Consider the following 25494-nt stretch of genomic DNA (forward strand, 5'->3'; position numbering starts at 1 on the left):
CCGAAGCTGCTCAATCGACGCGGGGGCTTGAAATGGTGCTCGATTCCCGCGACCACCTTGCTCTCCGCCGTGGTGCTTGCCCTGGGCGGCCTGACTGTGCCCGCCTTCGCGGCCGGACCCGGCTGGACCGTCGCGCCCTCGTCTGCCGGGGGGACTAGGCCCGCCGACGATGACGGGCGGGCGTACATCTATGCCGAAGGGGCGCCCGGGGCCGTGTTGGAGGACAAGGTGGCGGTCGCGAATCCGGGGGACAAGCCGTTGAAGGTCTCCCTGCGGGGGGCCGACGCCGACAATGCGGGCGACGGGGCGCTGGACGTCCGTAAGAAGGCCACGGACACCGGGGCGTGGATCCGGTTCGCCGAGGAGAGCGTGGAGATTCCGGCGCGGACCCGCGCCGAGGTTCCCTTCACGGTCTCCGTGCCCGCGGGCGCGACCCCCGGCGACCATCCGGGCGCCGTCGTGGCGCGGGCGGGTGGGCGCGACGCCGGTGTCAGTGTCCATCTGCGGGTCAGCGGTCCCACGCTGTCCGCGCTCACGGTCGAGAACGTACGGGTGCGCAAGGGCGCCATCGCCTACGACGTGGTGAACCGCGGCAACACGACGCTCTCGCCGCGCCTCGCGGTGAAGGCCGACGGGGTGCTCGGCGCCGCCCTCGACAGGAGCCGGGCCCTGCCGGTGCAGCTGCTGCCGGGCCGCAGGGTCGGCCTCACCGAACCGTGGAAGAACGCCCCGGCGCTCGACGCCGTCGACGTGAAGGTGACGGTCACCGCGGGCGGCGGCGCGGCGGACTCGGCCACGGCGAGCGCGCGGTTCGTGCCGTGGGCGGCGGTCGGCGGGATTCTCGCCGTGCTGGCGGGGGCGGGGTGCGCGGCCTACTGGTACCTGCGCCGCCGGCGGCCCTCCTGGCCCGTACCGCCGCACCTGCTCCGACTGCTCCGTCGACAAGGGAACGTAAGGAGTGCGCCATGAACCGCCGCAGCTCGCGGCTGCTGACCGTCCTCGCCCTCGTGGCGGCCCTGCTCGCGGGCACCGCGCCGTGGGCGTCCGCCGCCTCCGCAGCCGCCGACAAGCCGTCCGTGAGCCTCTCCAAGTCCCAGGCGGGGACCGGGGGTTCGATCACAGTGAAGGGCGCGGGCTGGCGGCCCGACACGCTGCTGATGATGCTGATCTGCGGGCAGTCCAGCCCGTCGCGCGGCGTCATCGGCGGCACCAACTCCTGCGCCAACTCCGAGGGCCGCGCGGTCACCACCGACACGGAGGGGGCGTTCAGCAAGTCGCTTCCGGTCGCCGAGCCGCCGAATCCGTGCCCGTGCGTCGTCCATGTCGCCACGGTGACCGGGCAGAAGGCGCAGGCGGACGCCGTGTTCCAGGTGGCCGGGCATCCGGTGAAGGCGTTGCCGAAGACGTCCGGCAGCGGACAGCTGTCCATGGTGGCCGACACCCGGCTCGAGGGCTCCAGTGGCCTGCTGACCTGGTTCGGCGCCCCGCCGGCGCGGTCCTTCACGTTCACCGTGGGCAACGTCGGCTCGACCGCGGTCAAGAATCCCGTCTTCCAAGTCGGCACCTCCCACGGCGTGTTCGCGCCGCAATGGGAGGACCAGCAGTGGCGCGGCACGATCAAGCCGGGGCAGAAGGCACAGGTCGAGCTGCCCGTCGAGCTGTCGGCGGGCGCGCACGGCGACTATCTCGTCTCGCTCAAGTACGGCGGGAAGGTGCTGGCCGAACAGCCCTGGGGCGTGGGCCGCCCCTGGGGCGTCACGCTCTTCTGGATCCTGCTCTGCATCGTCGTGCCGGCCGCCGTCTTCCGGATCGGCATGGCGGTCGTGGACCGCGTACGGCCGCGTGATCGCCCTTCGGGGCCGTCGAGGCCGTCGAGGTCCAAGGGGTCGCGGGCGGCCAACGGGGCGGGTGGGCGCACCGTACGGCTTCCGAAGGTGCGGTCGACGCCGCAGAAGCCGGCGCCCGCCGACCCGGCCACCGCACCGAACGGCACGACACAGACCACGACCCTGCCCTGGTTCACCCCGGACACCGGTCCCACCGGTCCGGAGCGGCCCGAGGCCGGTCAACTCTCCGCACCGCACGAGAACAGTCCGACGACGAAAGGAAATACGTGAGCACCCAACGGAGAGTGAGCGCGGCCGGTGTCGCCCTGATGCTCGGCGGGGCGGGCCTGCTGTTCGTGGCGGCTCCCGCGCAGGCCGCGGAGTCCTCGTACAAGACGGAGTGCATACCGCCCTCGATCTCCGGGCTCGACCCGGTGCAGGGCACCACCATCACGCAGATCACGGCGCCCGCCGAGGCGAAGGTCGGCGACACGGTCAATGTGACCTGGAAGTTCATCCAGGGCGCGTCGAAGAACCCGGACGTGCTCGACCTCAGTGAGAACACCGTCCAGCCCACCGGCACGCTCAAGGCGGCGGGCGCGCAGACCGGTGACATCGCCATGCAGGGGCCGCGCGAGAATCCCGCGATCCCCAAGAACAGCCCGATGAAGCTGTCCACGATGACGGGCAAGCTGAAGCTGGAGAAGCCGGGGGAGGTGAAGCTGACCCCGGACAAGTACAACATCAACGTCAGCAAGCCGATGTCGACGGACACCAAGTGCTCTCCGAAGGAGGCCGTGAATCCCGGCGCGGTCATCAAGGTCCTTGAGGGCGCCGGGAGTTCGGGTGGTTCGGGCGGCTCGGGTGGTGCCGTCGGCGGGCTGCCGGGCACCTCGTCCGGCGGCGCGATCGGAGGCCTGCCGGGTACGTCGACGGGCGGCTCGTCGGGCGGCTCTGCGGGTGGCTCTTCGAGTTCCGGCGGCGGTGACTCGGGCGGCTCCTCCACAGGCGGTGGCGGCGACAGCGGTCAGAGCGACTTCACCGGTAAGGAGGTCAGCGTCCCCTACGCCTGCAAGACGCCCATCGGCGACAAGAACGCCACGTCCCCTGTGCAGATCAACGCCAAGAAGGACGGCGGGAACTTCGGCCTCACGGTGAAGTTCAAGAAGTCCGTGATGGACAGCCCCGCCGACATCCCGGCCGATTCGGTGAAGCCGTCGATGGAGGTCAAGCTGGGCGGCTCCGACAAGGGCACGGTCCCGGTCGAGGGCCCGACCAACAAGAAGCCCATCAAGTCCGGCGACCCGATGACGATTCCCGACCTGACCGGCACGTACAAGCCGGGCGCCGACGGCAAGTCCACGCTCTCGCCGGGCGTCCTCACGGTGAAGGCGCTGGGCACGACCACCACCTGCACGCCGAAGAGCGCTCCGGTCTCCCTGGAGCTCGACACGTCGAAGCAGGCGGGCGGCGCGGCGGGCGGCTCGGGTTCGGCGGGCGGCACGGGTGACGCGGCGGCCGGCGGCTCCGCGGCTACGTCCGGCGGCCTCGCCGAAACCGGCGCCTCCAACGACGGCGCCCTCCGCGCCCTCGGCCTGGCGGCCGGCACGGTGATCCTCCTGGGCGGCGCGGTCTTCACCTTCCTGCCGCGGGCACGGCGGGTGGTCCGCCGGTAGCAGGCAACCAACAGCAACGGAGGCCGCCGCACCCGTACGCGGCGGCCTCCCTCTGTTCCCGTGCCGGGGAACTGTCGTGCACGACGGGAGAAGTGCCCGATCCGCTCGTCCCTCGCGGGGTACGGCCAGCAGGTCAAGTAGTCCGGACACAGCGAAGCGCCGCCGTACCCCTCCGGGTGCGGCGGCGCTTGCTTTGCATGTGCGCTCGAAGTGCTGCGGCTACTTGACGCTGCCCATGAGCTCCTTGACCTTCTTGCGGTACATCCAGAAGGCGACACCGGCGGCGATCGCGAGGACCGCCTCGACGGTGACCGCGCCTGTGGTGTTGAGGTTGACACCGGCGGTCGAGAGCAGGCCGGTGACGGAGTCGCCCGCGGTGACCGCGAGGAACCAGACACCCATCATCTGCGAGCCGTACTTGGCCGGGGCCATCTTGGTCGTGACCGAGAGGCCGACCGGGGAGAGGCAGAGCTCACCGATGGTCTGGATGAAGTAGATCGACACCAGCCACATCGGAGAGACGCGGCCGCCGTTGTTGGCCGTGTCGATCAGCGGGATGAGGAAGACGACGAAGGAGATGCCGATCAGGACGAGGCCCGAGCCGAACTTGACCGCCGTGCTCGGCTCCTTGCCGCGCTTGTTCAGCCACAGCCAGGCAGAGGCGACCACGGGCGCGATCGCCATGATGAAGATCGGGTTCAGCGACTGGTACCAGGAGGTCGGGAAGTCGAAGCCCAGCAGGTGGTTCGTCGTCGAGTTCTCACCGAAGATCGACAGCGTCGAGCCGTTCTGGTCGTAGATCATCCAGAAGATCGCGGCGACGACGAAGAACCAGACGTAGCCGGAGAGCTTGGACTGCTCGTCCTTCGACAGCTCCTTGTCGCGCTTCATGCGCACCAGGACCGCGACCGGGATGATCAGGCCGATCAGCGTCAGCGGCACCAGGATCCAGTTGAGCGTGTACGTGCCGGTGGCGACGACGATCGCGTAGAAGACGGCGGCGACGACGGCCCAGATCAGCGACGTGCGCAGCGACTTGGCCTTCTCCTCGGCCGTGGCGGGCTTCGCCACGATGTCGCTCTCGCTGCTGAGGTGGCGGGTGCCGAGCAGGAACTGGGCCAGACCCAGGGCCATGCCGACCGCGGCGAGGCCGAAGCCGAGGTGCCAGCCGACGTTCTCACCGACGGTGCCGATGGTCAGCGGCGCGAGGAAGGCACCCAGGTTGATGCCGATGTAGAAGATGGTGAAGCCGGCGTCGCGGCGCGGGTCCTCGGGGCCGTCGTAGAGGTGGCCGACCATCGTGGAGATGTTGGCCTTGAGGAGACCGGAACCGAGTGCCACGAGTGCGAGACCCGCGAAGAACGTGCCCGAGCCGGGCAGGGCCAGCGTGATGTGGCCGAGGATCACGATGCTCGCGCCGTAGGCGACCGTCTTGCGGGGCCCCCAGAAGCGGTCGGCGAACCAGCCGCCCGGTTGGGCGAGCAGGTAGACCATGGACATGTAGACCGAGTAGATCGCCGTGGCCGTGGCGGGGTTCATGTGAAGCCCGCCGGGAGCGATCAGGTACAGCGGGAGCAGGGCTTTCATGCCGTAGAAGCTGAAGCGCTCCCACATCTCGGTCATGAAGAGAGTGGCCAGTCCGCGGGGGTGGCCGAAGAAGGTCTTCTGCGAGCCGGGGGTACCGGCCGAGTCCTTCGTCAGGCTGGACGCCATGGTCGATCCTCGTGGGGTGTCGGGACGCGCCGCGCAGAAGCGAGTACGCGCCCGGTGGGGGCGGCCGGCACCGGAGTCCTACCGTCCTCCCCACGCCCTGAAGGGATGTGCCCGCACGAGATGGTCGTACGGGACGAGGTACGGCGGACCCGAGATCCACACCCGACGCGCGTCATCACACGCGGGGCCCGGCCACAGGTCATTCCTAAAAATGCTGACTGACGTCAGCTCACACAAGAAAGGGACCTTGGGTGCGCAGTGCGCTCCAAAGGTCCCCCAGTAGTGCATCAGGCGTTGAATCACCTTACGAACGACTCAGTGGCATATGGAAGGACTTGAGAGATGGATCACAGGCCTTCACGGAACCACCAGCACTGTTTCAAAGGTCATCCCCACGATGACACCCGGACACCGCAGGGCGCGAACCCGGAGGCAAAAATTCCGTTAGCCACGGGAAGCCGCAGTGACCGATCACCCCACGGGCGTCGTCCGCCGCGGACTACCATCACCTCATGACCCGTGTACTGCTCGCCGAGGACGACGCGTCCATCTCGGAGCCGCTGGCCCGCGCCCTGCGCCGCGAGGGTTACGAGGTGGAAGTGCGCGAGGACGGTCCGACCGCCCTCGACGCCGGACTGCAGGGAAGCATCGACCTCGTCGTGCTCGACCTCGGACTGCCGGGAATGGACGGCCTCGAGGTGGCCCGCAGAATGCGCGCCGAGGGGCACACGGTGCCGGTCCTGATCCTCACCGCCCGCGCGGACGAGGTGGACACGGTCGTCGGCCTCGACGCCGGCGCCGACGACTACGTGACCAAGCCCTTCCGCCTCGCCGAGCTCCTCGCCCGCGTCCGGGCCCTGCTCCGGCGCGGCGCCACCGAGCCCGTCCAGGCCCCGGCCACGCACGGCGTCCGGATCGACGTCGAGTCGCACCGCGCGTGGATGGGCGAGGAGGAACTCCAGCTCACGGCCAAGGAGTTCGACCTCCTGCGGGTCCTCGTACGGGACGCGGGCCGCGTGGTCACCCGCGACCAGCTGATGCGCGAGGTCTGGGACACGACGTGGTGGTCGTCGACCAAGACCCTCGACATGCACATCTCGTGGCTCCGCAAGAAGCTCGGCGACGACGCGGCGAACCCGCGGTACATCGCGACGGTGCGCGGCGTGGGCTTCCGCTTCGAGAAGAGCTGAGTCAATCGAGCCCCTGCGGCGATTGAGCAGCGGGGTCCGGGGCGGAGCCCCGAGTCCCTAACCCCGGTGCGGCGCACCAATCCGGGACACTAAGAACATGCGCCGCCGCCTGATCAACTCCACCCTCGCCGTCGTCCTGGTCGTGATCGCCGTCTTCGGCGTCTCCCTGGTCATCGTGGAGACCCGGACCATCACCAACAGCGCCCAGGAACGCGTGGAGTCGGAGGCCGTCCGCCTCGCCTCCATCGTGGACAGCAGAATCCTCGGCGAGGAACAGATCACCGGCAGCATCCTCAAGGACCAGGTCGCGGGGGAGCGCTACGCCGAGATCGACATGCCCGGCCGCCGGCCGCTCACCATCGGCACGCAGCCCGTCGGCGACGTCATCTCCTACACGGCGACGGGCGAGCAGGGCGAGAAGGTCACCGTCGAGGAGGCCCGCTCGGCCGTCACCACGGAGGTCGGCCGCACGCTCCTGATCATCGCGGGCGTGGCCCTCCTCGCGATCGTCGCCGCCGTGCTGCTCGCTGTACGCCAGGCCAACCGCCTCGCGTCCCCGCTCACCGACCTCGCCTCCACGGCGGAGCGCCTCGGGTCCGGCGACCCGCGCCCCCGGCACAAGCGCTACGGCGTCCCGGAACTGGACCGCGTCGCCGACGTCCTCGACGGTTCGGCCGAGCGCATCGCCCGCATGCTGACCGCCGAGCGGCGCCTCGCCGCCGACGCCTCGCACCAGCTGCGTACGCCCCTCACGGCGCTCTCCATGCGCCTGGAGGAGATCACCATGACCGAGGACCTCGACGAGGTGAAGGAGGAGGCGACGATCGCGCTCGCGCAGGTCGAGCGGCTCACCGACGTCGTCGAGCGGCTGCTCACCAACTCCCGCGACCCGCGCACCGGATCCGCCGTCCCCTTCGACCTGGACGAGGTGATCAAGCAGCAGCTGGAGGAGTGGCGGCCCGCCTACCGCAGCGCCGGCCGCGCGATCGTCTCCTCCGGCAAGCGCCACCTCACGGCGGTCGGCACCCCGGGCGCGGTGGCCCAGGTGCTCGCCGCGCTGATCGAGAACTCGCTGATGCACGGTGGCGGCACGGTCGCCCTGCGCACCCGCGTCACCGGCAGCCAGGCCATCGTCGAGGTCACGGACGAGGGCCCCGGGGTCCCGCCGGAGCTGGGCTCGCGGATCTTCGAGCGGACCATCAGCGGCCGGAATTCGACGGGCATCGGCCTCGCCGTCGCGCGCGACCTGGCGGAGGCAGACGGCGGCCGCCTCGAAATGCTCCAGACCGCCCCGCCGGTCTTCGGCCTGTTCCTCTCCCGTACGCCGCTGAAGAAGGCGTCGGGCGCGGCCGAGGACGAGGACCAAATGATCAGGTAGATCGGGCGGATCAGATAGCGATAGCGGTCACTGGATCAGGCAGCCGCGTTCACTTCACGCGCTGCACCGGCTGCGCGGTCGGCTCGCCGAGGAACGATTCCGCGCTGGCCACGGCCTCCCGCGCGGGCAGCGTCTTGAACACCCACGTCCGGTACGACCAGAACCGGAACAGGGTCGCGAGGCCCATGCCGAGGAACTTGAAGATGTTGCTCTGCAACGGGCTGTTCCAGCCGAACCCGTACGTCGCCGCGTACAGGACCCCGTTCTCGATGATCAGGCCCGCCGCGCTGAACAGCAGGAACAGCGTGAGTTCCTTGGTCCGCCCGCTCTTGTCGCGGTCGCGGTACGTGAAGTAGCGGAACCCTACGTAGTTGAAGACGATGGCGACGACCGTCGCGATCACGCTGGCCCGCACCACCTGGAGGTCGGTGCTGTGCCGCATGAGGTTGAAGACGGCGAAGTTCACGAGGACGCCCAGGGCGCCGACGACACCGAACTTCGCGACCTCGCGGGCGACGCCCGCGAGCCGCTGTCGCAGTGCGCCGATGCGGCCGGTACGTCCGGTGATACCCATGTGGTCGCCTCAGCCCCCGTTGTCTCTTGATCGGGCCGGTCGTTCGGTCGTGACCGACCCAGCCATGCTAACCGGGGCCTCTCCCGGACGTCGGGGGACGGCGACGATGGCCGTACCTCGCCCGTACCTCGTCCGTTCCTTGTCCTTTCCTACAGGACGAGGTGCGTACGGGATCCGGTCAAATGGCCGATACCCTGGACCGGTGACGTTCCCCGTAGTCGGCATGGTCGGCGGTGGACAGCTCGCTCGTATGACACACGAGGCAGGCATCCCGCTCGGCATCAGGTTCAAGCTCCTCAGTGACACCCCGCAGGATTCCGCGGCGCAGGTCGTCAGCGATGTCGTGGTCGGCGACTATCGCGACCTGGACACGCTGCGCGAGTTCGCGCGGGGCTGCGACGTGATCACCTTCGATCACGAGCACGTACCGACAGAGCACCTACGGGCCCTGGAGGCGGACGGCATCCCCGTGCGCCCGGGGCCCGACGCGCTGCTGTACGCCCAGGACAAGGGTGAGATGCGCGCGAAGCTCACGTCGCTCGACGTGCCGTGCCCGCGTCATCGCATCGTGAAGGACCCGGCCGATGTGGTCGCGTTCGCCGAGGAGGGCGACGGCTTCCCCGTCATCCTCAAGACGGTGCGCGGCGGCTACGACGGCAAGGGCGTGTGGTTCGTACGCTCCGAGGCCGACGCCGCCGACCCGTTCAAGGCGGGCGTGCCGGTCCTGGCCGAGGAGAAGGTCGACTTCGTACGGGAGCTGGCGGCCAACGTCGTCCGCTCCCCGCACGGCCAGGCGGTCGCCTACCCGGTCGTCGAGTCCCAGCAGGTCGACGGCGTCTGCGACACGGTGATCGCCCCGGCGCCCGAGCTCGACGAGTCCCTCGCGGGCGAGGCCCAGGAGCTGGCGCTGCGCGTCGCGCAGGAGCTCGGCGTGGTCGGCCACCTCGCGGTCGAACTCTTCGAGACCCGCGACGGCCGCATCCTGGTCAACGAGCTGGCGATGCGCCCGCACAATTCCGGCCACTGGACGATGGACGGGGCGGTGACGTCCCAGTTCGCGAACCACGTGCGCGCCGTCCTCGACCTGCCGCTCGGTGACCCGCGCCCGCGCGCGACGTGGACGGTCATGTGCAACGTCCTGGGCGGCGACTACCCGGACATGTACAGCGCGTATCTGCACTGCATGGCCCGCGACCCGCAGCTCAAGATCCACATGTACGGCAAGGACGTGAAGCCCGGCCGCAAGGTCGGTCACGTCAACACCTACGGCGACGACCTGGACGACGTGTTGGAGCGCGCCCGTCACGCAGCCGGCTACCTCCGAGGAACGATCACAGAATGAGTTCTGCAGTGAGCCCCGTGGTGGGCATCGTCATGGGCTCGGACTCCGACTGGCCCGTCATGGAAGCCGCGGCGAAGGCCCTCGACGAGTTCGAGATCCCCTACGAGGTCGACGTCGTCTCCGCGCACCGGATGCCGCACGAGATGATCTCGTACGGGGAGCAGGCCGCCGAGCGCGGCCTCAAGGCGATCATCGCGGGCGCGGGCGGCGCGGCCCACCTGCCCGGCATGCTGGCGTCGGTGACGCCGCTGCCGGTGATCGGCGTGCCGGTCCCGCTGAAGTACCTCGACGGCATGGACTCCCTGCTGTCCATCGTGCAGATGCCGGCGGGCGTCCCCGTCGCGACCGTCTCGGTCGGCGGCGCGCGCAACGCGGGCCTGCTCGCGGCCCGCATGCTCGCCGCTCACGACGAGGAACTCCTCGGCCGCATGCGGGACTTCCAGCAGGAGCTGAACGACCAGGCGACCGAGAAGGGCAAGCGGCTGCGGGCCAAGGTCGAGGGTTCGGCCGCCGGATTCGGCTTCGGGAAGTGACGCGCGTGACCACCTCCGCCGCCCTTGAGGAAGTCCGCTCGCTGCTGGCCGAGTTCCCGGTCGTCGACGGGCACAACGACCTGCCGTGGGCGCTGCGCGAGCAGGTCACGTACGACATCGACGCGCGCGACATCGCCACCGACCAGAGCGCCCATCTCCACACGGACCTGGGCCGGTTGAGGGCCGGTGGCGTCGGCGCGCAGTTCTGGTCGGTGTACGTCCGTACGGACCTGTCGGGCGACGCGGCGGTCAGCGCCACGCTCGAACAGATCGACTGCGTCGACCAGTTGATCGCCCGGTACGCGGGTGAGCTGCGCGAGGCGCGGACCGCGGCCGACATGGAAGCGGCGCGGAAGGAGGGCCGCATCGCCTCGCTCAAGGGCGCGGAGGGCGGCCACTCCATCAACAACTCCCTTGCCACGCTACGGGCGTTGTACGCGCTGGGCGTCCGCTACATGACGCTCACGCACAACGACAACATCGCGTGGGCGGACTCGGCGACGGACGAGCCGGGCGTCGGCGGCCTATCGGCCTTCGGCCGTGAGGTGGTCCGCGAGATGAACCGCGAGGGCATGCTGGTCGACCTCTCGCACGTCGCGGCGACGACGATGCGCGCGGCGCTCGACGTGTCCGAGGCGCCCGTGATCTTCTCCCACTCCTCGTCGCGGGCGGTGTGCGACCACCCCCGCAACATCCCGGACGACGTGCTGGAGCGCCTGTCGGGGAACGGGGGAGTGGCCATGGCCACCTTCGTCCCGAAGTTCGTGCTGCAGGCGGCCGTCGACTGGACCGCGGCCGCGGACGACAACCTCCGCTCGCACGGCTTCCACCACCTGGACACGTCCCCGGAGGCGATGAAGCTGCACCGCGCCTTCGAGGAGGCGCGCCCCCGTCCGATCGCGACGGTCTCCACGGTGGCGGACCACCTGGACCACATGCGCGAGGTCGCGGGCGTCGACCACATCGGCATCGGCGGCGACTACGACGGCACGGCGTTCACGCCTGACGGCCTCAACGACGTCTCCGGCTACCCGAACCTCATCGCGGAACTGGTCGACCGGGGCTGGTCCCGCGACGACCTCTCCAAGCTGACGTGGCGCAACGCGGTACGGGTGCTGGCCGACGCGGAATCGGTGGCGTCCGACCTCCGCTCCCGCAGGGGCCCGTCGAACGCGACGTTGGGGCAACTGGACGGGTAGCGCGGGGCGCGGACCGGGTGGGTGGTTCCGGTGTCCCGGACGGGGCGGGGTGGTTCCGGCGTCCCGGACGGGGCGGGGTGATTCCGGCGTCCCGGCCGGGGTGAGGTGGTTCTGCCGGGTCGGGTGGTCCCGGCGTCCCGGGCCGGGCGGGGTGGTTTCGGTGGGCCGGGGCGTTGGGGTGGTTGCGGTGCCCTCCCCGGCTCGCTCGGTTTGCCCAGCCCAGTTCCTTCCTCCTCGCCCACCTCCCACCACCCGCCCCCTCCGGGGGCTGCGGTTGGGCGCTCCCGGCTCGGGCTCGGGCCGCCTGCGCCGGGGTTGAGCCTTGGGGCGACGCCGCCAGCCCCAGCCCCGCCGCCCTTCGGGCTCGTACCGTCCGCCTACGAGCGGGCTTTCGACCGCCCGCCGCTACGGCCCTACGGGCGAAACCTGCAACCGTCACCGCTTGGCGCGGTCCGCCGTCAGGCATGGCTCCCTGAGACGACCTCACCTCGGGCGAGTGGTCGGTTGGCGTGGTCCGTCACGCAAGTGGGCTCCGCGGCCGGTGCCTCGGGCGAGTAGTCGGCTGGTGTGTTCGCCATCCCGGTTGGCTCTGCGGCCCCTGTCGTCGGGTGATTGGCCGCTGGCGTGGTTCGCCTCCGGGGTGGGCTCCGCGGCCCGTGCCTTGAGCGAGTGGTAGGTCGGCACGGTTCGCCTCCCGGGCCGGCCTCGCGGCTCCTGCCTTGGGTGGATCGGCCGCCGGCATGGTTCCGTCACCTGAGGCAGCCCCTCCGCCCCTGCCTCGGACGAGCAGCCACCGGCCCATCCATGGCGCCGGCTGCCGCCTCGCGTCGGGTTGTCCGCCGCCGGACGGACGGACTTCCCTACCCGAGACGGCAGGGCCTGCCACGCCTTGGGTAACTGCCTTTCCCAATCCCTCCGCCTGGCTCCGCGCAGGTGAGACCCCATCCGATGCCGGGGTGGGCACGTTCGCGCCCCCTCCGGGTGCCCCGTACCCATCGCCTCCGGCGCCGCCCCGGCAGCGCTCCGAACCCCGCTGCTGCGCGACTGTTGCGGCAGGCGCCGCGATGCGTCCGGGGCCGGACCCCGTTGGGCCGACGCCCCCGGAGGGGGCGGGTGGGTGGGAGGTAGGCGGGTGCCGGCCCGGCCGGCGAGGGGTGGTGCAGCGGATCGTGCGGGTGGCGTGGGGTGCCGCCCCCGGCAAGGCTCCGGCTCCCGGTGCCGCGTGCGAGTGCGCGGGTTGGGGCCCCGGTGCCCGCGTAGCGAACAGGGCAGACGCCAACTCCGGTTGCGACCGTTGCGGCAGGCGCAGCGCCCCGGGCCCCGGTGGGCCGACGCCCCCGGAGGGGGCGGGTGGGTGGGAGATTGGCGGGTTCCGGCCCGGCCGGCGAAGGGGCGGTGCAGCCCATCGTGCGGGTGGCGTGAGGCGCCGCCCCCGGCAAAGCTCGGCCCCCGGTGCCGCGCACGATGCGCAGGTCGGGCCCCCGGCGCCGCGCACAAGTACGCCGGGCAGGCCCCCGGCGCCGCCCCCGGCCCCGCCCAACCACACCCCCGCCCACCCGAACGGCACCGCTCGCCGAGACCCCGCCCCCACCCCGTGCAACGGTGGTCCGAACGACTGTCCCACCGACGTCCGGAGCCCTGCCATGGCAGACCTACAGGACGAACTCACCGCCCCCGCCGAGGCAGGCGATCTGGAAGCCGCGAGGCCCACCACCGCCGACCTCGCAAGACCCGTGCCCGCAGGCCACGTCCCGGCCGACGCGGGCAACACACCCACGCCCGCAGGCCACGTCCCGGCCCACGCGGGCAACACACCCACGCCCGCAGACCACGTCCCGGCCGACGCGGGCAACGCCCCCACCCCCGCGGATCCCACATCCGCCGCGCCCACACCCACACCGGCGCCCCCCACCCCACCCCACACCCTCCTCACCCGCCACCCCGTCGCCGACGGCTACTGCGGTCTCCCGCAGGTACTGCGCACCCTCCCCTGGTACGACCTGGAACTCGGCGAGAGTGCCGTGGAGGTCGATCTCCCGAGGCTGCGCGCAGGCGGCACCGGCGCTCAGCTGTGGGCACCCCACGTAGCCCCGGACGCCCCCGTCGCCACGACGCTGGAACAGATCGACCTGATCACCAACGTCGTCGCCCGCCACCCGGAGGACCTCCGCCTCTCCCGCTCCGTCTCGGACACCGCCGACGCCCGCGCCCACGGCCGTATCGCCGTCCTCATCGGCCCGGCCCCGGCCATGGCGGCGGCGGACTCGCTCGGCACGCTGCGCTCCCTGCACGCCCTCGGCCTGCGCGCACTCACACTGAGCGGCACGTCATGGGCGTCGGACGCCGGCCTGACCCGGTTCGGCGAAGAGGTCGTACGGGAGATGAACCGGCTCGGCATGCTCATCGACCTCACCGGCGCCTCGGCCGCGACGGCCACCCGCGTCCTCGCGGTCTCCAAGGCCCCGGTCGCCCTGACCCGCTCCGGCGCCCACGCCCTGAACCACCACCCCGACAACGCCCCGGACGAACTCCTCGCCGCACTCGGCGAGAGCAGGGGGCTGTGCCTGGTGCCGTGCTCCGCGGACCGTACGGGCCCCGCCCTGCGCGACGTGGCCGATCACGTCGACCATGTGCGGCGTCTCGCGGGCCCCGAGGCGGTGGGCCTGTCAGGGACGTACGACACCGGGGAGGCGCGCCCCGAGGGCCTCACCGACGTCGCCGGTTACCCGGCCCTGATCGCGGAACTCCAGGACCGCGGCTGGACCGACGCCGACCTCGCCCTGCTCACCTGGGGCAACGCCCAACGGGTGCTGCGCAGCACGGAGTTCGCCTCCCGCGCCGCGCAACAGCGCCGCGGCCCGTCGACCGCCACCCACGAACCGTAGGGGCCTGCCCAGCCCTGCTTGATCCGGCCGCTAACCCGCCTCCGGCCGGATCAAGCAGAACGGATGCCCCGCCGGATCCGCGTACACCCGGAAGTCACGGGCGCCGCCCTCGTCGTCCAGGTCGAGCGGGACCGCGCCGAGGGCGAGGATCTTCTCCTGCGCGGCCTCGATGTCCTCCACGTCCAGGTCGAGGTGGAGCTGCTGCGAGTCGTGGTCGGCGGCGGGCCACTGCGGGGGCTTGTGGTCAGGGACCCGTTGGAAGGACAACCGCTGCCCACCCGGCGCGTACAGGTTGTACCAGTACCCCTTGCCCTCGTAGTTCTCGATCTCGCCGCCGAGCACGGCCGCGTAGAACTCGGCGAGCGCGAGGGGGTCGGGGCAGTCGTAGGCGATGGTTCCGATCTTCGCGAATGCCATGGGAGGCCCTCCGTCTCGCCAGATGCGTCCCGCGGGGCTCAGCAGGCGCAGAGGCAGAACGGGTGCCCCGCGGGGTCCGCGTAAACCCGCCAGCTGCGATCACGGTCCTCCGCGTCGAGCACCGTGGCGCCCAGTGCGAGAACCTCCTTCTCGGCCGCGTCCAGGTCCTCCGCCGTCAGATCGAGGTGGAACTGCTGCGACGCGTCCGGCGCGGGCCACGAGGGCGCCACGTAGCCGGGCGCCTGCTGGAACGCGAGGCGGTGGCCGCCCGGCGCCTCCACATCGACCCAGTCTTCCTCGTCGCCGGTGATGCTGCCGCCGAGCACGGCGGCGTAGAACTCCGCCAGCTCACGCGGCCGCGGACAGTCCAGGACGACGACTCCGAGTTGTGCGATGGGCATGATGCCTCCTCGTGTTACCCCTATACGGGGTCAACAGGTAACTTCGGCGTTACTGGATACTCCCGCATTGCGGGTAACGTCGCAACCATGAATGCGCGCCCGACCGCACCCGGTGGCCTCGCCCTGATCGAGGCCCTGGTGAACACGCTGCTCGACATCACGACGGGCGAGGACGCGCTGGACCGGGCCGAGGTGCGTGAGCGCTTCGGCATCACGGCGGGCGGGCTCGACGAGGCGCGCGAACTGCGCGAGTCGCTGCGCGCGGCCTGCCTGGCCCACGCGGGCCATCCGCCGCACCGCACCGTGACCCCGCTGGGGGAACTGCTCGCGCGGGCGCCGCTGCGGGTGGCGGTCGACGAGCGGGACGGCGCGGCGAGCCTGGTCCCGGTGCAAGGGGACTCACTGGCCGGACGCGTGGCGGCCGCCATCGCCGAGGCGCGCGGCGACGGAACCTGGGCGCGGCTCAGGGCCTGCGAGGCGGCCGACTGCCACTGGGCGTATTACGACCGGAGCCCCGCGGGCCGCGGTCGCTGGTGCGACATGGCGGTCTGCGGGGCCCGGGCGAAGATGCGGCGCTACCGCGCCAAGTAGCGCTTCAGAGCAAGCGGTACTTCAGAAAGGTCCTACACGGTCCTACGAGGTCCTACGCCGACGGACGCCCCATCGCCCGATACGTCCACCCGGCCGCCCGCCACAGCGAACTGTCCAGCGCATTGCGCCCGTCCAGGATCACCTGGCTCGTGGCCACCTTGCCCAGCTCCGCCGGGTCGAGCTCGCGGAACTCGCGCCACTCGGTGAGGTGCAGCACGATGTCCGCGCCCCGCACCGCCTCAAGCGCCGAATCCGCGTAGCCGAGCGTCGGGAAGACGCGGCGCGCGTTGTCCATGCCCTTCGGGTCGTAGACCGTGACCTGGCCGCCCTGGAGGTGGATCTGCCCGGCGACGTTCAGCGCGGGGGAGTCGCGTACGTCGTCGGAGTCCGGCTTGAACGTGGCGCCGAGGACGGCGACCCGCTTGCCCAGGAACGCCCCGCCTCCGAGCGCCTCGCGCGCCATCTCGACCATCGCGCCGCGCCGCCGCATGTTGATGGAGTCGATCTCGCGGAGGAACGTCAGGGCCTGGTCGGCGCCCAGCTCGCCGGCGCGCGCCATGAACGCGCGGATGTCCTTGGGCAGGCAGCCGCCGCCGAAGCCGATCCCGGCCCGCAGGAACTTGTGCCCGATCCGCTCGTCGTAGCCGATCGCCTCGGCGAGCTTCGCGACGTCGCCGCCGCCCGCCTCGCAGACCTCGGCCATGGCGTTGATGAAGGAGATCTTGGTGGCGAGGAAGGAGTTCGCCGACGTCTTCACCAGCTCGGCGGTCGGGTAGTCCGTCACGATGAACGGGGTGCCCTCGGCGAGCGGCTTCGCGTACACCTCGCGCAGCAGGTTCTCGGCCCTGTCGCTGGTGACGCCGACCACGATCCGGTCCGGGTGCAGCGTGTCGTTCACGGCGAAGCCCTCGCGCAGGAACTCCGGGTTCCACGCCAACTCCGCGTGCTGCGGCAGCAGTTCGGTGAGGCGGACCGCCGAGCCGACCGGCACGGTCGACTTGCCGACGACGAGCGCGCCCTCCTTCAGATGCGGGGCGAGCGAGGAGAAGGCGGCGTCGACGTAGCTCATGTCGCAGGCGTACTCGCCGTGCTTCTGCGGTGTGTTCACGCACACGAAGTGCACGTCGCCGAACTCGCCGGCCTCGGCGAAGTCCATCGTGAAGCGCAGTCGACCGCTCGAACCCTCGAACCCCGGGACGTGCCGGCGAAGAAGATCCTCCAGGCCGGGCTCGTACATCGGGACCTCGCCCCGCGTGAGCATGTCGATCTTCTCGGGCACGACGTCCAGGCCGAGCACCTCGAAGCCGAGTTCGGCCATGGCTGCGGCGTGTGTCGCGCCGAGGTAGCCGGTGCCGATCACGGTGATCTTGAGGGCCATATCGGGGGGCTCCAGAGGTGTGGGTGCTTCAGGGCGCTGCCGAGCATAGCCGTGGCATGTGGAGGCGCCTCACCGGGCAACTTTCCCTTTGTCGCGTAGCTCACGTATCCGTGGTGTGCGCCGAGACCTAAAATTCGGGTTACTTAACGGTAATTAGCATCGACATCTGCACCAGCAGAAGCGTGGCTTGGAGCGTGAGAGACCTTGGCCGGATCGGCTGACTTCGACCTGTACCGCCCGTCCGAGGAGCACGACATGCTCCGCGACACGATCCGCGCGCTGGCCGAGGCGAAGATCGCCCCGTTCGCCGCCGCGGTGGACGAGGAGGCGCGCTTCCCGCGCGAGGCCCTCGACGCGCTCACCGCGTCGGACCTGCACGCGGTGCACGTACCCGAGGAGTACGGCGGCGCGGGCGCCGACGCGCTCGCCACGGTCATCGTGATCGAGGAGGTGGCGCGCGTCTGCTGCTCGTCCTCCCTGATCCCGGCCGTGAACAAGCTCGGCTCCCTCCCCGTGATCCTCTCCGGCTCCGAGGAGCTGAAGAAGAAGTACCTGGGCCCGCTGGCCAAGGGCGACGGCATGTTCTCGTACTGCCTGAGCGAGCCGGACGCCGGTTCGGACGCGGCGGGCATGAAGACCCGCGCCGTGCGCGACGGCGACTTTTGGGTCCTCAACGGCGTGAAGCGCTGGATCACCAACGCCGGTGAGTCCGAGTACTACACGGTGATGGCCGTCACCGACCCGGAGAAGCGCTCGAAGGGCATCAGCGCCTTCGTCGTGGAGAAGAGCGACGAGGGCGTCTCCTTCGGCGCCCCGGAGAAGAAGCTCGGCATCAAGGGCTCGCCGACCCGCGAGGTCTACCTCGACAACGTGCGGATCCCCGCCGACCGCATGATCGGCGCCGAGGGCACCGGCTTCGCCACGGCGATGAAGACCCTCGACCACACCCGCATCACGATCGCCGCCCAGGCGCTCGGTGTGGCCCAGGGCGCCCTCGACTACGCCAAGGGCTACGTCCAGGAGCGCAAGCAGTTCGGCAAGCCGATCGGCGACTTCCAGGGCATCCAGTTCATGCTCGCGGACATGGCCATGAAGATCGAGGCCGCCCGCCAGCTGACCTACGCGGCCGCCGCCAAGTCGGAACGCGGCGACAAGGACCTCACCTTCCAGGGCGCCGCCGCCAAGTGCTTCGCCTCGGACGTCGCCATGGAGGTCACCACGGACGCCGTCCAGCTGCTCGGCGGCTACGGCTACACGCGCGACTACCCGGTCGAGCGCATGATGCGCGACGCCAAGATCACCCAGATCTACGAGGGCACGAACCAGGTCCAGCGCATCGTCATGGCGCGCAACCTCCCGCAGTAAGTAACCTCCCGCCAGCACCCATGCGAACGGCCCCCGGCTCTGTGCCGGGGGCCGTCGCATCTCAGGACACTGCCCGGGGCAGCCAGTGAAGGACGTCTTCGGATGACGGGAACGGACGACCGGCCCACGCGCATGCAGGACCGGCTGTGGCGGGCCGTGAAGGAGTGGCTCACGCCCGCGGACGCCAAGGAGACCGCCGCCAGGGCCAAGGAGCTCGCGCTGAGCGTGCTGCCTCCGGGCGAGGGCGCCGAGCCGTCCGCGGCGCACCTCGTACAGGTCGACTCGCAGGTGCCGCAGCCTCCGGCCCGGCTGCGGCCGAACGCCTTCGACGGGTCGCCGGGGCTGCTGACCCGCGCCGGGGAGATCGACGACCGGCTGTTCCGGCTCAACCCCGTCAACGCCCTGGTCCGCGGCGGCAAGGAGCGCGAGGCGATGCGCGGCGACTGGGAGTCGCTGGCCGGGCTGCTGGTCCGTGCCCTCGTGCCGCGCAAGCTGGAGAACCCCGGCCACGTCCTCGTCGCGGGCGCCGGCGCGTACCACCTGGTCCGTGTCGAGGGCCGGATCGCGCGGGGCGAGGTCGGGCCGCGCGCCGAACTGGCCTGGTCGCTGCCGCGCCCGGCGCTGGCCTGGGTGCGCAGCCGTAACGACATCAAGCACAACACCCACGAGCTCGGTTTCGCCGACGGCTCCTGGACGACCGCCCTGTTCACCAGCGACGGAGCGCATGCCGTCGGCCGCACCTTTCCGCAGCGCCTCCCGTACAGCGCGCCCCGCCCCGGAACCTAGGACGTCCGCCGCAGCACCAAGCACGCGAAGCCGAAGCAGTGGCGGTAGCCGCGGAGCCATTCCGTGCGGCGTTCGTCGACCAGGGTCAGGAGGTCCGCGCTGTCGGGGTGGTCCGGGTGGTCGAGGGACCAGTTCGCGACGGAGCCGAGCCACGACCATTCGTACGCGTCCAGCTCGTGCCGGGTGCTGAGGTGCGCCGCGACCGGGGTCCAGCCGGCCCCGGCGACCCGGTCGAGGGTGGTCGCCAGGTCGGCGAAGTCGCCGAGCATCTCGACCGCCTCGGCGGAGGGCGTGCCCTCCCAGTAGCCGTCGCCGATCACGACCCGGCCGCCCGGAGCCAGGTGGGCGCGCGCCGCGTCGAGGGTGGGCAGCAGGCCGCCGAAGGCGTGCGCGGCGCCGACGCTGAGCACCGCGTCGAACGGCTTCTCCGGCACGAAGTCCTCGGCCGCCTTGTGGTGCAGCGCGAGGCGGTCGGACACACCTGCTGCTTCCGCCCGCTCGCGGGCCTCGGTGAGGGAGCTCTCGGCGAGGTCGACCCCCTCGGCCCGGACGCCCGGATGCGTCGCGAGGGCGCGCAGCAGCCATTCGGCGGGGCCGCAGCCGAGGTCGAGGACGCGCTCGTCGCCGCGGGGCAGGGCGTGGCGCAGCAGTTCGCTTACGGAGTCGTCGCCGAGCGGGGCCTTGATCGGGTGGTCGGCGTGGGCGATGCGGGAGATCTCTTCGCGATCCATCGGCGCAGCGTGTCAGGGGCGGGGGCCCGCCGCACCACCTTTTGCGACTTCCGGCAGCGCCGCGAGGTAGCCGCCGTCCACGGGCAGGCAGACCCCGTTGACGTACGAGGAGGAGGGCCCGGCCAGGAAGGCGACGACGTCGGCGATCTCCTCGGGGGAGCAGAGGCGGCCGAGCGGGTAGTCGGCCTCGACGCGGGCGCGTGCGGCGGGGTCGCGCCAGCGGTGGGCATTGCGCTCGACCGGCACGAAGCCCGGTTCGACGACATTGGTGCGCACACCCAGCGGCCCCCACTCGGTGGCCGCCGCCCGGGCGAGCGCTCCGAGCCCCGCCTTGGCGACCGCGTACGGTGCGCAGCCGGGCGCCGCACCGTGCGCGTGCACCGACCCGACGAGGACCACGGACGCGGGCCCCGCACCCTTGCGCCGCACCAGCTCTGCGGCGGCCTGCCAGGCCGAGACGAGCCCGACGTCGAAGACCCGGTGCCACTGCGGTGACGTCAACTCGCCCAGTGGCGAACGAAGTTCGTGCAGCAGTGCGTGTATGAGTATGGAGGGCCGATCGGGGGCGGCGTCGAAGGCCCGCCCGATGACGGTCGGTTCGGTGGCGTCGCCCACCAACACCTGGTGTGCGCCCGGGAGTTGACGGGCCGTCGGGTCCTGGTCGACCGCGACGACATGCGTACCGCCGGCGGCGAGCCGGGCCACGATCGCCCGGCCGACCCCACCGGCGGCACCGAGAACAAGAGCGGACGTCATGACGACACCCTGGCCTCAGTCGCTGGAGACCGTGACCTTCTCGTCGTTGTTGAACTGGTTGACCAGCTGCTTGACCTTGGCCTTGTCCCACAGCAGGTTGCCGCCGACCGAACCGCTCGTCGGCATGTTCATCGACTTGCCGTCACCGCTGTTGGTGGACTTCATCGCCATGAACATCTTGCCGAGGTCCCACAGGCTCATGTCCTTGTCGACGGTGAGCGAGTCGAGGCCCGCGCCCATCGTCGGGTACAGCGTGAACGGGTTCAGGATCGTCGAGGGCGAGGACACCTTGTGCGCGAGCGCCCCGAGGAACTGCTGCTGGTTCTTGGTGCGCTGCAGGTCGGACTGGGCGAAGGCGTGCCGCGTACGGACGAAGGCGAGGGCCTGCTGGCCGTCCAGGGTCTGCTTGCCCTTCTGGAAGTCGGCCCCGGACCACTTGTCCTTGAAGCCCTCCTTCAGGTTCATCTCGACGCCGCCGACCGCGTCCACGATGCTCGCGAAGCCGCCGAAGCCGATCTCCGCGTAGTGGTCGATGTGCAGACCGGTGTTGAACTCGACGGTGCGCACGAGCAGCGTCGGGCCGTCCTCCGCGTACGTGGCGTTCAGCTTCGTCTGACGGCCCGTGGCGGGGTACGTCTTGCCGGACTCGGCGCCCTTGTACGAGGGGATCTCGACGTTCGAGTCACGCGGCAGCGAGACGAGGGTGTCCCCGTTGGAGCCGACGTGCAGGATCATCATCGTGTCCGTGCGCTTGCCCGCGGCGGAGCCGGTGTGCAGCTTCTTCTTGTCCTCGGCGGACATGCCCTCACGGCTGTCGGTGCCGACGATCAGGTAGTTCGTACCGTCGCCGGCCTCGGGCCGGTCGATGACCTTCGACAGGTCGACGTCGCGGTGCAGCTTGGAGTCGGCCCAGAAGTACGTGCCGATGCTCGCGACGACCACCACGAAGATCACGGTCAGGACGGTCCACTTGATGCGCTTGCCCCAGTTGCGGGGACGCACCGGCCGGCCGCTCGGCGGCCCGTAGTCGCCGCCGTCGTCGAAGCCGGGACCCCGGCCCCGGCCGCTCGGCTGGCCGTAGACCTGGCCCGTGTTGTACCCGTCGTCGTACGACGCGTTGTACCCGCCACCGTCGTACGCGGGCTGCTGCTGCGGCGGCACGGGGCGCTGCACCTGCCGCATGACGCGGGCGCCCTCCGGACGTGCGCTACCGCTGCCACGGCCGTATCCACCGTTGCCGGCGCCGCCCTGCCTGTCGCTCCGCCCGTCGGGCCACTCATTCATAGGGCTCAGTGTGCCGTGCCCGAATACGTGCCTTACAAGCCCTGAAGGGAAATCGCACCAGTGCTGTTGCAGAGCTAACACATTCGGTGCGCGCATAAGGTTGGTGGCATGACAGACCAGGCCCACGGCGCGGAATCGGATATTCCGGGCAAGCCGACTTCCGCTTCCCGCACGACGTTGTCGCACATCATGACGCACAACGACACCAACCTTCTCGGCACGGTGCACGGTGGCGTGATCATGAAACTGGTGGACGACGCGGCGGGCGCCGTGGCCGGCCGGCACTCGGGCGGACCTGCGGTGACGGCCTCCATGGACGAGATGGCGTTCCTGGAACCGGTGCGCGTCGGTGACCTGGTGCACGTGAAGGCGCAGGTGAACTGGACGGGGCGCACGTCGATGGAGGTGGGCGTGCGGGTGCTCGCCGAGCGCTGGAACGAGTCGACGCCCGCGCAGCAGGTCGGCTCGGCGTACCTGGTCTTCGCCGCGGTCGACGCGGACGGCAAGCCCCGCACGGTCCCGCCGGTGGAACCCGAGACCGACCGCGACCGCCGCCGCTACCAGGAAGCCCAGATCCGCCGCCAGCACCGCTTGGCGAGGCGCCGCGCAATCAAGGAGCTGCGCAACTCCAACCCCGCCGGCGACTGAGCCTTTTAAGCCCCTGCGGCGATTGAGCAGCGGGGCCCGGGGCAGAGCCCCGCGACCGCAACCCCGGCCGACCGCAACAAGAGGTCAACCACACACCACCTGGTCCCCGGTAACCGCCCCGTACGACCCAGCGGAAGCGTCCTGTGCCCGCACGGCCCGTACGCCCTTGTAATCCGTCCCGGCGACGACCTTCAACGTCGGCCCAAGACCGTCCACCGGCTCCATCTCCGCCCCCGGCAGGGACGCCGCCAACGACTTGGCCGACCGGTCCCACCCGGGGTCGTACAACACGGTCGTCCGCTTCGCGGTGCGGTCGTCCGCGTTGACCGGCGCCCCGGTCGTCCGGAACCCGGTCTTCTTCAGCGCGGCGTCGACCTTCTTGCCGAGCCCGGAGGACATCGTCCCGTTCTCGACCTGGACGCTGATCTCCTTCGGCGAGACGTCGACCACGGCCGCCTTCTTCGCCTTCGGCAGGTGCGGAGCGAGCGGCTTGTCCTCGCGCAGCGCCTTGAACAGTGCCGCGGACTTCTTGTCGTCCCACTTCACGGTGGAGCCGATGTTCGGCACGGGGTAGCTCATGTTCCCGATCGGCACGGTCGTGAACTCCGAGGACGACGGCGAGAAGTTCCGCATGGCGCGCGCCAGGTCCACCATCTCGTCCGACCCGAAGCCCTTGTCGGCACGGACCGACTTGAGCAGCGTGGAGGCGACACCGCGGAACCGCACCGGATTGAGCAGCACGCCCGACGACGTCGCCTTCGAGATCAGCGCGGCCATGAACCGCTGCTGGCGCTGCATCCGGCCGAGGTCGCCCGCACTGTCCATGTGCCGGGCCCGCACGTACTGCAACGCCTCCCCGCCGTTCAACCGGTGCGTGCCGGCGTCGAGGTCGAGCCCGGTGTAGGAGTCCTTGAGCGGGGAGTCCGTGCAGATGTCGACGCCGCCGAGCTCGTCGACCGTCTTCATGAAGCTGGTGAAGTCGACCTCCAGATAGTGGTCGAGCTTCACCTTCGTCATGTGCTCGACCGTGCGCAGCGTCAGCTGCGGCCCGCCCTCCGCGTACGCCGCGTTCAGCTTCACGGGGTGCTGGTGATGCTTCTCGCCGCTGTTCTGGTCGGTGTGCGCCGGGATCTCCGCGTAGCTGTCGCGGGGGAGGGAGACGACGGAGGCGCGCTCGTGGTCCGCCGAGATGTGCACGATCATCACGGTGTCCGTGCAGTGGCAGGGCGCGCCGCCGAGCTTGTACTTCCGGCGCTCCTCTTCGCTGATCTTGTCGCGGCCGTCGGTGCCGACGAGCAGCACGTTCATGCCGTCGCCCGCCGCGGGCCGGTTCTTCATGTCCTTGAAGGGGTCGATCCGGTGGATCCCGGCGTCGATGCCGCTGACGAGCGCGTGCCCGACGCCGGCCGCGGCGAGCACCGTGACCGACAGCGCCGTCGCCACCCGCATGGCCCACCTGGACTTCTTCCGGAGCGGCGGGCGACCGGGCCTGCGGGCCTGCCCCCGGGGACGGGACGGCCGCTGCGGACGGTCGGGGGAGCGGGGCGGCGTGGGCACCGGGGGACACCTCCGCGGCAGTGGGCGTGGGACGCGAGCACAGTAGGCCCATACGATCTGCTGCCCACGGCAGCGACTCGGCGGCGCGCGCCCGTGTCCCCCATTAGCGGTAACGTGAGCGCCGATGCTGCACTTTCCGGGGGCAACCCCCGGACCCCCGGCCGTGAAAGACGAAATGGACACCCAGAACACGAATCCCGACCGGCAGCTCCCGGCCGTCTCCGTGATCATGCCCATCCTCAATGAGGAGCGGCATCTGAAGGAGGCCGTCGAGGCGATCCTGGCGCAGGAGTACGACGGCGAGATGGAGGTCGTGCTCGCGCTCGGCCCCTCCACCGACCGTACGGACGAGGTCGCCGCGCGGCTCGTCGCCGAGACCGCCTCTTCGGACAAACGCGTGTCCACGGTGCCGAACCCGACGGGCCGCACCCCCGCCGCCCTGAACGCCGCGATCAAGGCCTCCCGCCACCCGGTCGTCGTCCGTGTCGACGGCCACGCGGCGCTCTCGCCCGGCTACATCGCCACCGCCGTCCGCCTCATGGAGGAGACCGGCGCGATGAACGTCGGCGGCATCATGCACGCCCAGGGCACCAACGCCTGGGAGCAGGCCGTCGCCGCCGCGATGACGTCGAAGATCGGCGTCGGCAACGCCGCGTTCCACACGGGCGGCGAGGCGCAGCAGGCCGAGACGGTCTATCTGGGCGTCTTCCGGCGCGAGGTCCTGGAGAAGCTCGGCGGGTACAACGAGGAGTTCATCCGCGCCCAGGACTGGGAGCTGAACTTCCGGATCCGTGAGTCGGGCGGCCTCATCTGGTTCTCGCCCGAGCTGCTGGTCGACTACCGGCCGCGGCCCAGCGTGAAGGAACTCGCCAAGCAGTACCGGAACTACGGCCGTTGGCGGCACGTCGTCGCCCGCTTCCACTCCGGTTCGATCAACCTGCGCTACCTCGCCCCGCCGACCGCCGTGTGCGCGATCGCGGCGGGCGTCGTGGTCGGCGTCGCCCTCACGCCGTGGGGCTTCGTGATCCCCGGCGGCTACCTCGCGGCGATCGTCGCGGGCTCGATACCGGCGGGCAAGGGGCTGTCGCTGAAGGCGCGCGCCCAGATCCCCGTCGCGCTCGCCACGATGCACATGACGTGGGGCTGGGGCTTTCTGACCAGCCCGAAGTCGCTCGCGAAGAAGGTCATCGCGTCGCGCCGCCCGGCCGTGCCGCAGGAGCCCGCGGTCAACTGACCGTCAACTTTCTTACGGGGCGCGGGAGTT

Annotated in this window: 23 protein-coding genes; 14 read left to right on the top strand and 9 right to left on the bottom strand. The window is 70.8% G+C overall.

The window, feature by feature from the left end; all coding sequences use genetic code 11:
• Nucleotides 1–213: 213 nt before the first annotated feature.
• The 3 genes from ACYSUO_RS24485 to ACYSUO_RS24495 are packed head-to-tail and all read left to right on the top strand — an operon-like array spanning nt 214 to nt 3502.
• Entirely contained in the window at nt 214–969 is a 756-nt protein-coding gene (locus ACYSUO_RS24485) for a COG1470 family protein (protein WP_461778385.1), read from the top strand.
• Complete coding sequence (locus tag ACYSUO_RS24490) at nt 966–2117, top strand: hypothetical protein (RefSeq protein WP_461778386.1); 1152 nt, start codon at nt 966–968, stop codon at nt 2115–2117. Before ACYSUO_RS24485 ends, ACYSUO_RS24490 begins: the two co-directional genes overlap by 4 nt.
• A gap of 38 nt (nt 2118–2155) precedes the next feature.
• Entirely contained in the window at nt 2156–3502 is a 1347-nt protein-coding gene (locus ACYSUO_RS24495) for a hypothetical protein (RefSeq protein WP_461778432.1), read from the top strand.
• Between the two features lie 219 nt (nt 3503–3721).
• On the opposite strand, the gene ACYSUO_RS24500 is transcribed toward ACYSUO_RS24495, so the two are convergent.
• A complete protein-coding gene (locus ACYSUO_RS24500; RefSeq protein WP_461778387.1) occupies nt 3722–5215 on the bottom strand; it encodes a peptide MFS transporter in 1494 nt (497 codons plus the stop codon).
• A gap of 512 nt (nt 5216–5727) precedes the next feature.
• Here ACYSUO_RS24500 and ACYSUO_RS24505 point away from each other — a divergent pair.
• A complete protein-coding gene (locus tag ACYSUO_RS24505; RefSeq protein ID WP_266710971.1) occupies nt 5728–6405 on the top strand; it encodes a response regulator transcription factor in 678 nt (225 codons plus the stop codon).
• Nucleotides 6406–6502: 97 nt separating this feature from the next.
• Nucleotides 6503–7783 (top strand): ATP-binding protein, encoded by a 1281-nt coding sequence (locus tag ACYSUO_RS24510; RefSeq protein WP_461778388.1) that lies wholly within the window; start codon nt 6503–6505, stop codon nt 7781–7783.
• 49 nt (nt 7784–7832) lie between these two features.
• Here the strand turns inward: ACYSUO_RS24510 and ACYSUO_RS24515 are convergent, their stop codons facing one another.
• Nucleotides 7833–8357, bottom strand: coding sequence for a GtrA family protein (locus ACYSUO_RS24515; protein WP_461778389.1), 525 nt, complete (start codon nt 8355–8357; stop codon nt 7833–7835).
• Between the two features lie 106 nt (nt 8358–8463).
• Between ACYSUO_RS24515 and ACYSUO_RS24520 the strand changes: the two genes are divergently transcribed.
• The 4 genes from ACYSUO_RS24520 to ACYSUO_RS24535 all read left to right on the top strand — a co-directional run bounded on the left by ACYSUO_RS24520 (nt 8464) and on the right by ACYSUO_RS24535 (nt 14316).
• Nucleotides 8464–9699: a 5-(carboxyamino)imidazole ribonucleotide synthase gene (locus tag ACYSUO_RS24520; protein WP_461778390.1), complete on the top strand. Its 1236-nt coding sequence runs from the start codon at nt 8464–8466 to the stop codon at nt 9697–9699.
• Nucleotides 9696–10232, top strand: a complete 537-nt coding sequence (gene purE, locus ACYSUO_RS24525; protein ID WP_461778391.1) for a 5-(carboxyamino)imidazole ribonucleotide mutase — start codon at nt 9696–9698, stop codon at nt 10230–10232. Before ACYSUO_RS24520 ends, purE begins: the two co-directional genes overlap by 4 nt.
• Before the next feature lie 5 nt (nt 10233–10237).
• On the top strand, nt 10238–11431 hold the full coding sequence (locus tag ACYSUO_RS24530) for a dipeptidase (RefSeq protein ID WP_461778392.1): 1194 nt from the start codon (nt 10238–10240) through the stop codon (nt 11429–11431).
• Between the two features lie 1643 nt (nt 11432–13074).
• Nucleotides 13075–14316: a dipeptidase gene (locus ACYSUO_RS24535; RefSeq protein WP_461778393.1), complete on the top strand. Its 1242-nt coding sequence runs from the start codon at nt 13075–13077 to the stop codon at nt 14314–14316.
• Between the two features lie 30 nt (nt 14317–14346).
• Here the strand turns inward: ACYSUO_RS24535 and ACYSUO_RS24540 are convergent, their stop codons facing one another.
• Both ACYSUO_RS24540 and ACYSUO_RS24545 read right to left on the bottom strand, forming a co-directional pair.
• A complete protein-coding gene (locus ACYSUO_RS24540) occupies nt 14347–14733 on the bottom strand; it encodes a VOC family protein (RefSeq protein ID WP_461778394.1) in 387 nt (128 codons plus the stop codon).
• Nucleotides 14734–14771: 38 nt separating this feature from the next.
• Nucleotides 14772–15134 carry a VOC family protein gene (locus ACYSUO_RS24545; protein WP_461778395.1) on the bottom strand — a complete coding sequence of 121 codons (363 nt, stop codon included), beginning with the start codon at nt 15132–15134 and terminating at the stop codon, nt 14772–14774.
• An 87-nt stretch (nt 15135–15221) separates the two neighbouring features.
• Between ACYSUO_RS24545 and ACYSUO_RS24550 the strand changes: the two genes are divergently transcribed.
• Nucleotides 15222–15725 carry a CGNR zinc finger domain-containing protein gene (locus tag ACYSUO_RS24550; RefSeq protein ID WP_461778396.1) on the top strand — a complete coding sequence of 168 codons (504 nt, stop codon included), beginning with the start codon at nt 15222–15224 and terminating at the stop codon, nt 15723–15725.
• A 52-nt stretch (nt 15726–15777) separates the two neighbouring features.
• Here ACYSUO_RS24550 and ACYSUO_RS24555 read toward each other — a convergent pair whose 3' ends face one another.
• Nucleotides 15778–17103, bottom strand: coding sequence for a UDP-glucose dehydrogenase family protein (locus tag ACYSUO_RS24555; protein WP_461778397.1), 1326 nt, complete (start codon nt 17101–17103; stop codon nt 15778–15780).
• Between the two features lie 204 nt (nt 17104–17307).
• Here ACYSUO_RS24555 and ACYSUO_RS24560 point away from each other — a divergent pair, with 204 nt between their 5' ends.
• Nucleotides 17308–18468 carry an acyl-CoA dehydrogenase gene (locus ACYSUO_RS24560; RefSeq protein WP_461778398.1) on the top strand — a complete coding sequence of 387 codons (1161 nt, stop codon included), beginning with the start codon at nt 17308–17310 and terminating at the stop codon, nt 18466–18468.
• Nucleotides 18469–18570: 102 nt separating this feature from the next.
• The gene (locus tag ACYSUO_RS24565; protein WP_461778399.1) at nt 18571–19254 is read left to right on the top strand and encodes a hypothetical protein; all 684 of its coding nucleotides are present in this window, start codon (nt 18571–18573) and stop codon (nt 19252–19254) included.
• Here ACYSUO_RS24565 and ACYSUO_RS24570 read toward each other — a convergent pair.
• The 3 genes from ACYSUO_RS24570 to ACYSUO_RS24580 are packed head-to-tail and all read right to left on the bottom strand — an operon-like array spanning nt 19251 to nt 22025.
• Nucleotides 19251–19985, bottom strand: coding sequence for an SAM-dependent methyltransferase (locus ACYSUO_RS24570; protein WP_461778400.1), 735 nt, complete (start codon nt 19983–19985; stop codon nt 19251–19253). The genes ACYSUO_RS24565 and ACYSUO_RS24570 overlap by 4 nt on opposite strands.
• 12 nt (nt 19986–19997) lie before the next feature.
• A complete protein-coding gene (locus tag ACYSUO_RS24575; protein WP_461778401.1) occupies nt 19998–20741 on the bottom strand; it encodes an SDR family NAD(P)-dependent oxidoreductase in 744 nt (247 codons plus the stop codon).
• A gap of 15 nt (nt 20742–20756) precedes the next feature.
• Nucleotides 20757–22025, bottom strand: a complete 1269-nt coding sequence (locus ACYSUO_RS24580) for an LCP family protein (protein WP_461778402.1) — start codon at nt 22023–22025, stop codon at nt 20757–20759.
• A 108-nt stretch (nt 22026–22133) separates the two neighbouring features.
• On the opposite strand from ACYSUO_RS24580, the gene ACYSUO_RS24585 reads away from it, so the two are divergent.
• Nucleotides 22134–22673 carry an acyl-CoA thioesterase gene (locus ACYSUO_RS24585; RefSeq protein WP_461778403.1) on the top strand — a complete coding sequence of 180 codons (540 nt, stop codon included), beginning with the start codon at nt 22134–22136 and terminating at the stop codon, nt 22671–22673.
• Between the two features lie 84 nt (nt 22674–22757).
• Here ACYSUO_RS24585 and ACYSUO_RS24590 read toward each other — a convergent pair whose 3' ends face one another.
• Nucleotides 22758–24230: an LCP family protein gene (locus tag ACYSUO_RS24590; protein WP_461778404.1), complete on the bottom strand. Its 1473-nt coding sequence runs from the start codon at nt 24228–24230 to the stop codon at nt 22758–22760.
• A gap of 175 nt (nt 24231–24405) precedes the next feature.
• On the opposite strand from ACYSUO_RS24590, the gene ACYSUO_RS24595 reads away from it, so the two are divergent.
• Nucleotides 24406–25464 carry a glycosyltransferase family 2 protein gene (locus ACYSUO_RS24595; protein ID WP_461778405.1) on the top strand — a complete coding sequence of 353 codons (1059 nt, stop codon included), beginning with the start codon at nt 24406–24408 and terminating at the stop codon, nt 25462–25464.
• Nucleotides 25465–25494: the final 30 nt, after the last annotated feature.

Source organism: Streptomyces sp. UC4497 (assembly GCF_054871485.1).

What these genes read in the sequence shown, in the direction of transcription:
- ACYSUO_RS24565 (WP_461778399.1), top strand. Translation starts at nt 18,571, where the DNA reads ATGACGGGAACGGACGACCGGCCCACGCGCATGCAGGACCGGCTGTGG.
- ACYSUO_RS24585 (WP_461778403.1), top strand. Translation starts at nt 22,134, where the DNA reads ATGACAGACCAGGCCCACGGCGCGGAATCGGATATTCCGGGCAAGCCG.
- ACYSUO_RS24540 (WP_461778394.1), bottom strand. Translation starts at nt 14,733, where the DNA reads ATGGCATTCGCGAAGATCGGAACCATCGCCTACGACTGCCCCGACCCC.
- ACYSUO_RS24515 (WP_461778389.1), bottom strand. Translation starts at nt 8,357, where the DNA reads ATGGGTATCACCGGACGTACCGGCCGCATCGGCGCACTGCGACAGCGG.
- ACYSUO_RS24555 (WP_461778397.1), bottom strand. Translation starts at nt 17,103, where the DNA reads ATGGCCCTCAAGATCACCGTGATCGGCACCGGCTACCTCGGCGCGACA.
- ACYSUO_RS24500 (WP_461778387.1), bottom strand. Translation starts at nt 5,215, where the DNA reads ATGGCGTCCAGCCTGACGAAGGACTCGGCCGGTACCCCCGGCTCGCAG.
- ACYSUO_RS24535 (WP_461778393.1), top strand. Translation starts at nt 13,075, where the DNA reads ATGGCAGACCTACAGGACGAACTCACCGCCCCCGCCGAGGCAGGCGAT.
- ACYSUO_RS24495 (WP_461778432.1), top strand. Translation starts at nt 2,156, where the DNA reads ATGCTCGGCGGGGCGGGCCTGCTGTTCGTGGCGGCTCCCGCGCAGGCC.
- ACYSUO_RS24595 (WP_461778405.1), top strand. Translation starts at nt 24,406, where the DNA reads ATGGACACCCAGAACACGAATCCCGACCGGCAGCTCCCGGCCGTCTCC.
- ACYSUO_RS24490 (WP_461778386.1), top strand. Translation starts at nt 966, where the DNA reads ATGAACCGCCGCAGCTCGCGGCTGCTGACCGTCCTCGCCCTCGTGGCG.
- ACYSUO_RS24520 (WP_461778390.1), top strand. Translation starts at nt 8,464, where the DNA reads ATGGCCGTACCTCGCCCGTACCTCGTCCGTTCCTTGTCCTTTCCTACA.
- ACYSUO_RS24510 (WP_461778388.1), top strand. Translation starts at nt 6,503, where the DNA reads ATGCGCCGCCGCCTGATCAACTCCACCCTCGCCGTCGTCCTGGTCGTG.
- ACYSUO_RS24550 (WP_461778396.1), top strand. Translation starts at nt 15,222, where the DNA reads ATGAATGCGCGCCCGACCGCACCCGGTGGCCTCGCCCTGATCGAGGCC.
- ACYSUO_RS24570 (WP_461778400.1), bottom strand. Translation starts at nt 19,985, where the DNA reads ATGGATCGCGAAGAGATCTCCCGCATCGCCCACGCCGACCACCCGATC.
- ACYSUO_RS24505 (WP_266710971.1), top strand. Translation starts at nt 5,728, where the DNA reads ATGACCCGTGTACTGCTCGCCGAGGACGACGCGTCCATCTCGGAGCCG.
- ACYSUO_RS24545 (WP_461778395.1), bottom strand. Translation starts at nt 15,134, where the DNA reads ATGCCCATCGCACAACTCGGAGTCGTCGTCCTGGACTGTCCGCGGCCG.
- ACYSUO_RS24580 (WP_461778402.1), bottom strand. Translation starts at nt 22,025, where the DNA reads ATGAATGAGTGGCCCGACGGGCGGAGCGACAGGCAGGGCGGCGCCGGC.
- purE (WP_461778391.1), top strand. Translation starts at nt 9,696, where the DNA reads ATGAGTTCTGCAGTGAGCCCCGTGGTGGGCATCGTCATGGGCTCGGAC.
- ACYSUO_RS24575 (WP_461778401.1), bottom strand. Translation starts at nt 20,741, where the DNA reads ATGACGTCCGCTCTTGTTCTCGGTGCCGCCGGTGGGGTCGGCCGGGCG.